General features: G+C 34.4%; 12 protein-coding genes. 7 read left to right on the top strand and 5 right to left on the bottom strand.

The window, feature by feature from the left end; all coding sequences use genetic code 11:
* The first annotated feature begins 1 nt into the window (after nt 1).
* Nucleotides 2-550 (top strand): 1-acyl-sn-glycerol-3-phosphate acyltransferase, encoded by a 549-nt coding sequence (locus ACQ65V_RS13475; protein ID WP_155087669.1) that lies wholly within the window; start codon nt 2-4, stop codon nt 548-550.
* 209 nt (nt 551-759) lie between these two features.
* Here the strand turns inward: ACQ65V_RS13475 and ACQ65V_RS13470 are convergent, their stop codons facing one another.
* The 4 genes from ACQ65V_RS13470 to ACQ65V_RS13455 all read right to left on the bottom strand — a co-directional run bounded on the left by ACQ65V_RS13470 (nt 760) and on the right by ACQ65V_RS13455 (nt 4,339).
* Nucleotides 760-1,236, bottom strand: coding sequence for a nuclear transport factor 2 family protein (locus tag ACQ65V_RS13470; protein WP_430468313.1), 477 nt, complete (start codon nt 1,234-1,236; stop codon nt 760-762).
* Between the two features lie 167 nt (nt 1,237-1,403).
* On the bottom strand, nt 1,404-1,856 hold the full coding sequence (locus ACQ65V_RS13465; protein WP_155087667.1) for a hypothetical protein: 453 nt from the start codon (nt 1,854-1,856) through the stop codon (nt 1,404-1,406).
* Between the two features lie 50 nt (nt 1,857-1,906).
* The gene (locus ACQ65V_RS13460) at nt 1,907-3,004 is read right to left on the bottom strand and encodes a heparan-alpha-glucosaminide N-acetyltransferase domain-containing protein (protein ID WP_430468312.1); all 1,098 of its coding nucleotides are present in this window, start codon (nt 3,002-3,004) and stop codon (nt 1,907-1,909) included.
* Nucleotides 3,005-3,094: 90 nt separating this feature from the next.
* Nucleotides 3,095-4,339, bottom strand: coding sequence for an alpha/beta hydrolase-fold protein (locus ACQ65V_RS13455; protein ID WP_430468311.1), 1,245 nt, complete (start codon nt 4,337-4,339; stop codon nt 3,095-3,097).
* Nucleotides 4,340-4,655: 316 nt separating this feature from the next.
* On the opposite strand from ACQ65V_RS13455, the gene ACQ65V_RS13450 reads away from it, so the two are divergent.
* Entirely contained in the window at nt 4,656-5,465 is an 810-nt protein-coding gene (locus ACQ65V_RS13450; RefSeq protein ID WP_430468310.1) for a hypothetical protein, read from the top strand.
* Nucleotides 5,466-5,634: 169 nt separating this feature from the next.
* On the opposite strand, the gene ACQ65V_RS13445 is transcribed toward ACQ65V_RS13450, so the two are convergent.
* The gene (locus tag ACQ65V_RS13445) at nt 5,635-5,778 is read right to left on the bottom strand and encodes a hypothetical protein (RefSeq protein WP_430468309.1); all 144 of its coding nucleotides are present in this window, start codon (nt 5,776-5,778) and stop codon (nt 5,635-5,637) included.
* A gap of 190 nt (nt 5,779-5,968) precedes the next feature.
* On the opposite strand from ACQ65V_RS13445, the gene ACQ65V_RS13440 reads away from it, so the two are divergent.
* From ACQ65V_RS13440 to ACQ65V_RS13420, 5 genes are all read left to right on the top strand, one after another.
* Nucleotides 5,969-7,357, top strand: a complete 1,389-nt coding sequence (locus ACQ65V_RS13440) for an alanine/glycine:cation symporter family protein (protein ID WP_430468308.1) — start codon at nt 5,969-5,971, stop codon at nt 7,355-7,357.
* Complete coding sequence (locus ACQ65V_RS13435; RefSeq protein WP_430468307.1) at nt 7,347-7,604, top strand: DUF4212 domain-containing protein; 258 nt, start codon at nt 7,347-7,349, stop codon at nt 7,602-7,604. The genes ACQ65V_RS13440 and ACQ65V_RS13435 overlap by 11 nt, the downstream gene beginning before the upstream one ends.
* Nucleotides 7,605-7,623: 19 nt before the next feature.
* A complete protein-coding gene (locus ACQ65V_RS13430; protein ID WP_430468638.1) occupies nt 7,624-9,378 on the top strand; it encodes a sodium:solute symporter family protein in 1,755 nt (584 codons plus the stop codon).
* A gap of 8 nt (nt 9,379-9,386) precedes the next feature.
* Nucleotides 9,387-11,294, top strand: a complete 1,908-nt coding sequence (acs, locus tag ACQ65V_RS13425; RefSeq protein WP_430468306.1) for an acetate--CoA ligase — start codon at nt 9,387-9,389, stop codon at nt 11,292-11,294.
* A 160-nt stretch (nt 11,295-11,454) separates the two neighbouring features.
* Nucleotides 11,455-12,117 (top strand): HAD family hydrolase, encoded by a 663-nt coding sequence (locus ACQ65V_RS13420; protein WP_430468305.1) that lies wholly within the window; start codon nt 11,455-11,457, stop codon nt 12,115-12,117.
* Nucleotides 12,118-12,142: the final 25 nt, after the last annotated feature.

Raw genomic sequence — 12,142 nt, 5'->3', positions numbered from 1 at the left:
GATGCGTTGGCTGGCTAAATATATATATTTTAAGGTTTTAGGTTGGAAAGTTGTCGGCAATACAAACTTCTCTAAGGATACTGTTAAGAAAGCAGTAATCATAGCGGTACCACATACGAGCTGGTACGATTTCCCTATCGCTCTTTTATTACGAAAAGTTGTGGGTTTAAAAGTTAACTTCGTTGGAAAAAAGGAATTGTTTAAATGGCCTTTTGGTTATTATTTTAAGGCAGTAGGAGGTAGAGCCTTAGACCGTACTCCAGGTCAAAATAAAGTACAGACCATTGCACAGCTTTTTAAGAAGGAGGAAGAATTTAGATTGGCGTTGGCACCAGAAGGTACACGCAAGAAAGTTGAAGAATGGAAAACCGGATTTTACTATATAGCAAAGGAAGCGAAAGTACCAATCATAATGTTCACGTTAGACTTTAAGAACAAGCAGAATAAAGTATCAGAACCTTTTTACCCATCAGATGATATTCATGCCGATTTTAAGTATATGAAGTCCTTTTATGAAGGTGTAGAAGGCAAGGTTAAAGCCTACAGTTAATCGATAAAAACGGCTTTAACGTTGGTTTTATCCACTTTCTTTGCTTTTTGCATAATAGAATAGTAAAAATCAGCTCTTTTTTTTAAATTTAAGTAAATATAAGTTTTTTTTGGCATAAGATTTGATTTATATATAATGCAATGAAACATAAAGTAAACTATTAAGTCCCTAAAAAGAAACATTGCAATTTAAAAAAAGCTATCTAGGTCCTAACGAGATAGCTTTTTTTCGTCTATATACTTATCTAAAAGACGATTGGTCTGCGCTTTCAATTTGTTTTTAAAATATCGGGTTCTACCGATGACCAAGCCTTTAAACCCTAAAGCTTGTCGTGCCCATTTATGTAGATTAAAATTGTCTTTATGATTAATGATTAATCCATCCTTAAATTCGAATTGGGCATCAATCTTATTGTGGACTTTTCTGCCCGATTTACTAAAAATATAATACGCTTCCCAGTGTGCAGAACCCTCAGTGTCGTTTGAGTTTATATTAGAGACTTCAACCTTAAAGTTTTTGTCTTTTTGCGATTCGCACAACATTTGCCACATGGCTTTGGCGCGTTCGCCTTCCAATCTTCCAAATGCAGGATCTTCAAAAACGATGTCTTCATGATAGCAAGAACACATAGTACTTGCATCTAGATTATTAAATGCTTTATAGAATGTCTCGATTAAAGGGTTCATTCTTTCATATCATTTTAAAAATTAAAAACCGACCTTATAATATTTTCGTATATATAATTGCAGTGTCATAAATGATACTATATACTAGCAATTAAGGTTTTAAATTTGATTGATTGATTTAGTTGCTATGAAAGAGAAAGAGGCTTCCTTTAATTAGGGAGCCTTTTTTATTCAATAACAATTTTATTTCTAAAACCTATATCTGTTCTTGTATCAAACTCAAAATCATAATACCCAGCATCACCTTCATTTCCATTTATAGTAGTTTTTGCCCTTCCTATTTCTAGACCATTTTTATTATAAGCCTTGGCTACAATTGTTTCATTGATAGCATTATCAAAAATCAAATATAAAGTGAGTTGATTGTTATTACCGTTAGTGCCACTATTTACATTATAAACACCTGTTTTTAGTCCAATACTAGTTAGGTGTTTAGATAATTTAACATCGCATTCCAGTGTTTTATCAACACCCTCAGAGACACCTTCAAAAAACTCTGTTGCAGTTTCACCAACTACTTCACCACCTTTGTTAATGCCTTCTTTTGTTTTATTGGCTATCCTATTGCATGAGGTTAATAGCAATAAAGTCAATAGAACTAAATAAAGATTACACTTCATAAAACACTAAATTATTGATTGTAATAAAGGTAAGGAAAACATATAGAATTTTATTGTTTGGAGGTTTTAATCTTATCTACAACTTTTCTTAAGACAGAATAGACAAAGGCATTGGTTTTTACATAATAAAATGAGATAAAACATACTGAAACCAAAAACACTAAAGCACCACTAATAGCCTGCCATGGCAATAAGGTTTTACCAATAAGTTGATACAATCCAACACCTGTAAAACTTCCATAAATGATTATAAAATGAATAACATAAATAGAGAGTGTTTTTTGCCCAATCTTTAAGATTAGTGGTTGTTTAACATACTTTTCGGCCAAATAAAACAAAGCAAACAGAATAAGTACATTGCCAAGTCTGGTAAACAGATAGTTGTAATAAGCAACATCTTCAAAAAGTTTGATATCCAATAAGTAATAGAGCTCATTAAAAGACCATGAAGAATAAAATATTAAACCTAGACCAACGATAAAAAACCCAGAAACAGTTGCCAATTTAAACCTTGGTCGTTCTAAATAACGATAAAACAATGTGGAGATAAAGCCACCAAAGGCAACATAACCAAACCAAGGTAAAATGGTAAATATAGAACCATAATCTTTGGTTAAATAGTTAGAAAACAATTTAGGTATATGAGGTAATTCTAAATGTCTATACATTGGCTCCGTGATAAAAATTACCAAGCCAAACAGCAACATTAAAATAGAAAACACTAAAGTTTTCTTGCAGGTTAATCTATAAATAATAACAATTAAAATAAGGGATAGACCTATACACTGAAGCACGTCAATGACCAAAAAATAACTATTGAATACCCCAAACAACCACTCAAAAATCGGGACTCTTAATAAGTAGCCTATACCAATTAGCATAAAGCCACGGACTAAACCTTTGCGCATACGTTTTTCTGCACTTCCGCTTTTCTTGGCCTTAATGAGTAAATAAGAAAATATTAAACCTGAAATGGTAAAAAAGGTCGGTGCTGTAATACCTCTAAAATATTTCCAAACCTTAAAGGCAGTATCGGACTCGTCTCTATATGATACATCTAGCAATGTATCTATAAAGTGCCCTTGTAGCATCATTAAAATGGCGAATGCTCTTACGGCATCTATAAAATAAAGACGATTTTTATTCAATTAACGATTGGTTGAACTACAAAGATATAATTTTGGAATATCTATAATATTTTAATTGCTATGATGTCTTAATTGTAGAATCTAAGAATACTAATACCCTTTGAGGCGCTCTATTTTCTTTTTTAAATAGTTATTAGAATCTATGCTAAAAGCTTTTTGAGCATATTCTAATGCACTCTCAAAATCATTATTGTTTTCATAATATTCAGCCATTGATGTATGAGCTCTTGCACTTAAAGGGTAATACTCAACGGCAAACTCATAAAACATTCTTGCTTTTTTATTCTTTTTCATGTCCGTACTCATATCTCCTAACACAATAAGGAGATCTTCTGGATAAGGTGGTACTTGGTATCCAAAATTCTTGTAAAGTTTATCCGCTCTGTTTTTTATTATGGCTTGCAGTTCTTCTGTAGAAGTTTCAAATGAATTAAACTTTTGAGTGTTTTCCATTTGAAACCATTGAAATATTGATATTAAGCCGTCCATAATTGATGGAAATTGAATCGTGCCGTGTAAATCCCTTGGATAAAATTTCCATATAAAATTTAAACCATTACCTTCATTTTCTTCAAGAATGTTTTTCAGCATAATATTAGATCGCGGAAATGAAGTAAAATCAGAATCATCTTGCATCACATTGTCAATTGTAATTTCTGGTTTTTGCATATGAAGTTGACCATTTAATGACATAAATAATGACTTCCCTTCATAATTTTCATTAGCAATAATATCTTGAGATGCTTTAACCAATTTTTGATTATCCCAATCTAAACTTGGATCTATAGCGATATAGTTAGAAAATAAATTTAAATGGTATAAAAAGGTGTAAATAGTAAATAAACCACCATATGAATGACCAATTAAAGTTCTGTAATTTGTAACAGGGTAGATTTTTTCTATATGCGGAATAAATTCATCTTCAATAAACTTTATAAAATTACTGGCTTCACCATTTTCTCTATTATATGGCATCCCATAATTTTCCGTAATGGTTGATGTTGTCAAATCCCTAGTTCTGTTTTTGAGATTAGATATTCCGACCAATATCATTTCTGGTGTAAACCCACCACTATAGTAGCCTTGAAAGTTATTGACCGTCGGAAGCAAAAACTCACCATCTAAAATTATCGCAACAGGATATTTCTTATCACTTTTTTCATCATAGTCTTGAGGAAATTGCACAAAAAATTGTCTTTGTTCATTCAATGCCTTTGAGAAGATGCTATCTATGATGATACTTCTTTGTTGATTAGGGTTATTCTGTCCTTGGGCATAATAACCGACAAGAATAAACAGAAAAAACAAGGCGTAGTATTTATTTATATGTCTCATTGATTACTAAAATTTATACAAATTAATAACGTTAGATTCTTCAATTAGCTCTATTTAAGCGCACGATATGTAGGATAAAACCTACAAAAATAACGATTAAATATGTTTAAGTTTTAACCTTATATCAAGTATAGACCTACTTTAGTCGATAAAATGAGGTCATATAGGCATTTTTTAGTTAAATAGGAATCCCTATTAACAATTAATGCCGTTAGTACAACCTTTTACCTTGATTGGTTGTGCAAATTAATAATTCAATACAAACCTTACTCTAATTTGTGTTGTTATTTGGCGTTGATTTAAACAACGTGAAGATATGACAACTTCTGACAAAATTAAATTCTATTTGCTCAAAACCCCTCTCGGCAAATTTATAAGAGAAATGCAAAGCAGGTTTATTTTATCTAAGATGAAGCTACATAATCATGCAAAGGCCAACCAAAAAACGGTGTATTGCATTTCACCTTATAAAACGGGTACCACTTATCTATCGAGTTGCTTTAGCTCAAACATTGCGAAACATGAACCCATCCACTATACAACTTATAAATCGTTAGATGAGGATTTCGATACGTATTTCACCAGGCGATTAAATTACTTAAACCTAAAATTAGAATGTTCAGGATCATGGAGCGCTTATGTCGAAGAACTGGTAAATCATAAAATTGCCAAAGACCTAGACTATATCTGTGTCTTAAGATCTCCTTCCTCTTGGGTAACTTCAGTAATTAATTATTGGAATAAACCTAATATGCTAAAGTTTCATTTCGATATTCCGCTTGAGCATTTTTGGAAACAAAAAGTGGGCGTAAACCTGCGGGATTTTGAAATTGGCGTTCACAGCAAAAAAAATCAAGAAATTATAGATAAGCTAGTTAAGTTTTACTTCGATTTTACCGAAAAAACAGCGCTATTAGAGAACATCACTTACATTCGTTTAAAGGATCTAAAAGAAAGCCTTCCCTTGGTTGAATCACTGATTGAAGAAAATGCAACGACAAAAGATAGCTGGAAGCGCGCAAATTTGAAAAAGAAATTCATTTACAAAAATGATCTGATTGATGAAAAATATAAGCGCTTAACTAAGAGGCTCATAAATAGCAGAAACCCAAAGATGGCAAGCTAAACTTCGTAAATTATATAGTTTGGGATATTGATTTCTCAGCCCAAATTTTTAGTGTTTTAGCATCATTTAAAACCTTTATCGGAATGAAGGTATAAAGCATCTTAGAATGTTTTATTGCCCCTTTGTTGGCAAATTCTTCTAATAATGTATTATTGCCTATTAAATAGCATTACCCTTTAGAATCCACCATCCCAAACATTCTTCCATTGCGGAAAATACCATTGCCATCAAACATTTTTTTTATTGTTATATCTGGTATATCACTAAGTTGTGAGACTAAATACTCTACCTGTAATGTAGATTCGTTTGACAATTTATCTTCTTTATTTCACACTAGATTTGTTTTTAGGTCTTGTGCTTATCGTTCAATATTGAAACAAGTTCGGCACTGGTGAACGAGGTTAAGTTTTTCCGCATTTAAAATCAATGAGTTAGCTGGGTAACTCAAAATAAGTTATAAACAATCTACTATAAGTTTATTGGGTTTAGTACATTTATAATCTATGGAGTTTCTCAACCAATTACTCAAAGATTTTTCGTCCTTAGCTTGGGGTTTACCGTTACTCATTTTATTAATTGGTGGTGGACTTTACCTATTGATTCGTTCTCAGTTTTTGCCTTTTAGGTACATAGGTCATGCTATTAGTGTGCTTAGAGGAAAATATGATGATCCAAATGATCCTGGGCAAATCTCACACTTTCAGGCATTGACAACTGCGCTATCTGCAACCGTTGGTATGGGAAATATAGCAGGAGTTGCTGTAGCTATCTCTATAGGTGGTCCTGGAGCAGTTTTTTGGATGTGGGTAAGTGCCATAATAGGTATGAGTACTAAGTTCTTTACATCAACCTTAGCGATCTTATTTAGAGGAAAAGATAGCGCAGGTGAGGTGCAAGGAGGGCCAATGTATTTTATTGTTGAAGGCTTAGGAAAATCATGGAAACCCTTAGCTGTATTTTTTAGTTTATGTGGTTTAATAGGTGCGCTACCCGTATTTAATGTCAACCAATTAACACAAGCCATTAATGATATCTTGTTAATACCGAATGGAGTAGAAGTAGGTTTTTCATCTAATCTCTATATAGCTTTTGCTTTAGTGAGTATTACGGCTCTGGTAATTTTAGGAGGTATAAAACGAATTGGTATTGTGGCATCACGTTTGGTACCGATGATGGTGCTTTTATATTTTGTACTAGTTATAATTATTTTGGTATCGCATAGTGATGTATTACTATATTATTTAAAACTAATTTTTACTGACGCGTTTGCAGCCAACTACTATCCAAAAGATGATACTTTTTTAGGTGGAGTTTTGGGAGCACTAATCTTGCACGGAATTAAGCGTGGTGCATTTTCTAATGAGGCTGGTATTGGTACAGCTCCAATGGCTCATGGTGCTGCAAAAACAAACGAGCCTATTCGCGAAGGTTTAGTTGCTATGCTTGGACCAGCTATTGATACTTTGGTGGTTTGTACACTAACTGCCTTAGCGATTTTAACAACAGGTGTTTGGGAAACAACCTCAGATAACGGAGTGAGTCTTACTGCAGCGGCATTTGGCAATGTGATGCCTACTTATGGTAAGTATGCTCTATTGGTATGCATTACCGTTTTTAGTATGAGTTCATTGTTCTCCTATTCATATTATGGTTCAAAATGCATGTCGTTTCTTTTAGGTACAGATAAAAAGCACTACTACAATTATTTCTATATTTTAAGTATTGTACTTGGCGCAACTACAAGTTTAAGTATGATGATTAATCTCATAGATGGTGTTTTTGCATTAATGGCTATACCAACTATGATAGCAACCATAATATTAGCTCCAAAAGTGATAAAAGAATTGAAAGCCTACACTAAACGCCAAAAATTATCAAAACATGAAGAATAGGGAGAACGCTAAAGGCTATTGGAGAGATAATATCAAATATGTAATTATTTTACTGGCGATCTGGTTTGCGGTATCTTATGGTGCAGGCATTTTATTGAAAGATGAGTTAAATCAAATTAAGATAGGTGGTTTTAAATTAGGTTTTTGGTTTGCACAACAAGGTTCGATGTATGTCTTTGTAATTATCATATTTGTTTATGTTCGATTAATGAATAAACTGGATAAAAAATACGGCTATGATGAATAAACTACTCCTCATCGCCGATATGGATGTACAAACCTGGACCTACATTTTAGTCGGCATAACATTTACACTCTACATTGGTATTGCTATTTGGTCTAGAGCGGGATCCACAAAAGATTTTTATGTTGCTGGTGGAGGTGTTTCACCTTTGGCAAACGGAATGGCTACTGCTGCGGATTGGATGAGTGCGGCATCGTTTATCTCTATGGCAGGTATTATTTCTTTCGCTGGTTATGACGGAGCTGTATACCTCATGGGTTGGACAGGTGGTTATGTACTCCTAGCATTACTTTTGGCACCATACCTTAGAAAATTCGGAAAGTTTACAGTTCCCGATTTTATTGGAGATCGCTATTACTCTAAAACTGCGAGAGTAGTTGCTGTGTTCTGTGCATTGCTAGTGTCATTTACATATGTGGCTGGTCAAATGCGTGGAGTTGGTATAGTGTTTTCAAGATTTTTAGAAGTTGATATTAACACAGGAGTCATCATAGGAATGCTCATTGTTTTGTTCTATGCAGTTCTTGGAGGCATGAAAGGTATTACCTATACCCAAGTGGCACAATATTGCGTACTGATTTTTGCTTTTATGGTGCCAGCTATTTTTATATCCATTCAAATGACAGGCAACCCGATTCCACAATTAGGATTTGGAGGAGAACTCAATGATGGTTCGGGAATGTATTTATTGGATAAATTAGATGGCTTAAGCACTCAACTAGGCTTTGCCGAATATACAGAAGGATCAAAATCAACAATAGACATATTTGCAATTACCTTAGCTTTAATGGTGGGTACAGCAGGTTTGCCACATGTAATTGTAAGATTCTTTACGGTAAAAAGAGTAAAAGATGCTCGAAAATCTGCTGGTATAGCCTTATTACTCATTGTTATTCTCTATACAACTGCACCAGCTGTTGCGGCTTTTGCAAGAACCAATATGATTGAAACGGTTTCTGATCAACCTTATGCAGAAGTACCGGAATGGTTTAAGAAATGGGAAGGAACAGAATTAGTTGTATTTACCGATAAAAATTCAGATGGTAATATTCAATATTTAGCTGGTGATGCATTTCTAAAGGGAGATGATGGTAAATGGGATTTTAATCAGCCTAACCTTAATAACAATAATGAATTATATGTAGATAGAGACATCATGGTTTTAGCAAATCCTGAAATAGCCAAACTTCCTAACTGGGTTATTGCTTTGGTAGCTGCTGGTGGATTGGCTGCTGCACTTTCAACAGCAGCAGGATTGTTATTAGTAATTTCTTCTTCAATATCTCATGATTTAATTAAAAAAATCATTAAGCCTTCAATAACAGAAAAAGGAGAATTGGTTGCAGCACGCTTATCTGCTGTAGGAGCAGTTTGTGTTGCAGGTTATTTCGGTATTAATCCACCAGGATTTGTCGCAGCAGTTGTGGCTTTGGCTTTTGGTTTGGCTGCTGCTTCATTTTTCCCTGCTATTATTTTGGGCATCTTTTATAAACGCATGAATAAAGAGGGAGCTATCGCAGGTATGCTAGTCGGTATTGTGAGTATGCTGTTGTATATGATGAAGTATAAATTAGGTTGGTTTGATGCGGAATTGCCAGATAAAAGCGAATGGTGGTTTGGTATTTCTCCTGAAGGTTTTGGTACTATCGCTATGATGCTTAATTTTATAGTATCAATCACAATAATGAAATTTACAAAAGCACCACCTCAAGAGGTTCAAGATATTGTTGAAGATATAAGAATACCTAGTGGAGCAAAAGAAGCCATACAGCATTAAGAATTACTATGAGTAACTATCACATTAAACAGTTTGAAGAGTATTTCCAGGTCTATAAGAAATCCGTTAATCAGCCAGAACAATTTTGGGAAGAGATAGCCGAGGAGCATTTTGTTTGGAGAAAAAAATGGTCTAATGTCTTAAGTTGGGATTTTACAAAACCTGAAGTAAAATGGTTTGAAGGTGCTCAGCTTAACATCACGGAAAACTGTTTGGATAGACACCTTAGAGCCAGAGGAAAGAAAACAGCGATTTTATTCGAGCCCAATGATCCTAATGAACAGGCTGAACATATTACCTATACACAATTGCATGAGCGTGTCTGTAAGTTTGCCAATGTTTTAAAGGAAAAAGGAATAGAAAAAGGGGATAGGGTTTGCATTTATTTACCAATGATTCCAGAATTGGCGATTTCGGTTTTGGCCTGTGCGCGAATTGGTGCAATTCATTCTGTGATTTTTGCTGGGTTTTCTTCAACTGCATTATCTACTAGAATTAATGATTGTGATGCCAAAATGGTCATCACCTCAGATGGTTCATATCGCGGAGCGAAAACCATTGATTTAAAAGGGATTGTTGATGACGCTTTAGAGGATTGTCCAAATATTGAATCTGTTTTAGTTGCGAAAAGAATCAACTCCAATATAGACATGAAAGAAGGTCGTGACTATTGGTTACAACCTTTATTAGATAAAGCTCATCAAGTTTGCGATGCCGAAATTATGGATGCTGAAGATCCATTATTTATTCTATACACTTCAGGCTCAACCGGAAAACCAAAAGGTATGATGCATACCAGTGCTGGCTACATGGTTTACTCTGCCTATACATTTAAAAATGTATTTCAATATAGAGATGATGATGTGTATTGGTGTACAGCTGATATTGGTTGGATAACTGGTCATAGCTATATTGTTTATGGTCCTTTGGCAAATGGTGCCACAACGGTTATGTTTGAAGGCGTACCAAGCTATCCTGACTTTGGGCGCTTTTGGCAGATTGTAGATAAGCACAAAGTCAATCAGTTTTACACAGCACCCACTGCCATTAGGGCTTTAGCAAAGCAAGGCACAGAACTCGTTGAAAAGTTTGATCTATCCTCTTTAAAAGTGTTAGGGACGGTTGGAGAACCCATTAATGAGGAAGCTTGGCATTGGTACAACGAAAACATAGGTAAAAAGAAAAGCCCAATAGTGGACACTTGGTGGCAAACTGAAACAGGAGGTATAATGATTACTCCAATACCTTACGTAACTCCCACAAAACCAACTTATGCGACCTTACCATTTATAGGTATTCAACCTGCCTTAATGGATGAAAACGGTAAAGAAATAAAAGGCAATCAAGTAGAAGGCCGTTTGTGCATTAAATTTCCTTGGCCAGGTATTGCCAGAACTATTTGGGGAAATCATCAACGCTATAAAGACACGTACTTCTCAGCTTTTGAAAATATGTATTTTTCTGGTGATGGTGCATTGCGAGACGAGGTTGGTTATTATAGAATTACAGGTCGCGTAGATGATGTTATCATAGTTTCTGGTCATAATTTGGGGACTGCACCAATTGAAGATGCCATAAACGAGCATCAAGCTGTGGCAGAATCTGCTATCGTTGGGTTTCCTCATGATGTAAAAGGAAATGCATTGTATGGTTATGTTACTTTGAAAGATTCAGGAGAGAGCAGAAATCATGATAATCTGAGAAAGGAAATCAATCAACTTATTACAGATAGAATTGGACCCATCGCTAAGTTAGAAAAAATTCAATTCACCAATGGATTACCAAAAACACGTTCAGGGAAAATTATGCGAAGAATCCTTAGAAAAATTGCTTCTAATGAAACCGATCAATTAGGCGATACGAGTACGCTTTTAAATCCTGAAGTAGTTGAGAGTATAATTGAGAATAGATTATGAAACTAAAAATCAAATCTCAAAATCTAAATTCCAAAAACCCTTGATTAACTAAATTCACTTTGAGGTATGAAGCAGTCTCATCATTTAAAAAGATTGTCTTATCCTTTGTCCTTGCATTGACGGATACTTTTTTATCTTCGTCAAAAATTCAAATTAACCAATGCTCAAAGCCGTACTATTCGATATGGATGGTGTCATTATCGACACGGAACCACTACACCGAAAAGCCTATCTTCAAATGTTTGATAACGTCAATATTGACGTAAGCCCAGAATTGTACGAATCTTTCACAGGGCAATCCACAATGAATATTTGTAAACGCCTGGTAGAACATTTCAATTTAAAGCAACAACCAGAAGAATTGGTGCAACTTAAACGAAACAACTATAAATATCTCTTTGAAAACGATAATGATTTAGCACTAATAGATGGTGTTTTAGAGCGTATTAAAGATTACCGAAATAATGATGTAACCTTGGTTGTAGCGTCATCAGCATCCATGCATGGCATCAACCAAATTTTTGAGCGATTCAACTTAAACCAATATTTCAACGGAAAATTCAGTGGAGCAGACTTAGAAAAATCTAAACCACATCCAGAAATTTTCTTAAAAGCAGCTAGGTATACAGGTTTTAAAAACTCTGAATGCATGGTTATTGAAGATTCCACCAACGGGATTAAAGCCGCAAATGCTGCTGATATTTTTTGTGTCGGTTTTAAAAGTGAGCACTCTACGGGTCAGGATTATTCAAAAGCAGATTTGGTGATTTCGGACTTTGAGGAGATTGCGTATTCAAATAGTTCAAACTTCTTTAAACATTAACTTCAATCTAACATAGTTTTCTTCG

This window comes from Winogradskyella ouciana (assembly GCF_965284585.1).
Classification (GTDB): Bacteria; Bacteroidota; Bacteroidia; order Flavobacteriales; family Flavobacteriaceae; genus Winogradskyella; species Winogradskyella ouciana.
The sequence above is the reverse complement of the archived record's forward strand: the minus strand, read 5'-3'. Positions and strand labels throughout refer to the sequence as shown.

Bases quoted from the DNA above. Each gene is read 5' to 3' on its own strand.
- ACQ65V_RS13440 (WP_430468308.1), top strand. From the start codon at position 5,969: ATGGAGTTTCTCAACCAATTACTCAAAGATTTTTCGTCCTTAGCTTGG.
- ACQ65V_RS13475 (WP_155087669.1), top strand. From the start codon at position 2: ATGCGTTGGCTGGCTAAATATATATATTTTAAGGTTTTAGGTTGGAAA.
- ACQ65V_RS13430 (WP_430468638.1), top strand. From the start codon at position 7,624: ATGGATGTACAAACCTGGACCTACATTTTAGTCGGCATAACATTTACA.
- ACQ65V_RS13435 (WP_430468307.1), top strand. From the start codon at position 7,347: ATGAAGAATAGGGAGAACGCTAAAGGCTATTGGAGAGATAATATCAAA.
- ACQ65V_RS13450 (WP_430468310.1), top strand. From the start codon at position 4,656: ATGACAACTTCTGACAAAATTAAATTCTATTTGCTCAAAACCCCTCTC.
- ACQ65V_RS13465 (WP_155087667.1), bottom strand. From the start codon at position 1,856: ATGAAGTGTAATCTTTATTTAGTTCTATTGACTTTATTGCTATTAACC.
- ACQ65V_RS13420 (WP_430468305.1), top strand. From the start codon at position 11,455: ATGCTCAAAGCCGTACTATTCGATATGGATGGTGTCATTATCGACACG.
- acs (WP_430468306.1), top strand. From the start codon at position 9,387: ATGAGTAACTATCACATTAAACAGTTTGAAGAGTATTTCCAGGTCTAT.
- ACQ65V_RS13470 (WP_430468313.1), bottom strand. From the start codon at position 1,236: ATGAACCCTTTAATCGAGACATTCTATAAAGCATTTAATAATCTAGAT.
- ACQ65V_RS13455 (WP_430468311.1), bottom strand. From the start codon at position 4,339: ATGAGACATATAAATAAATACTACGCCTTGTTTTTTCTGTTTATTCTT.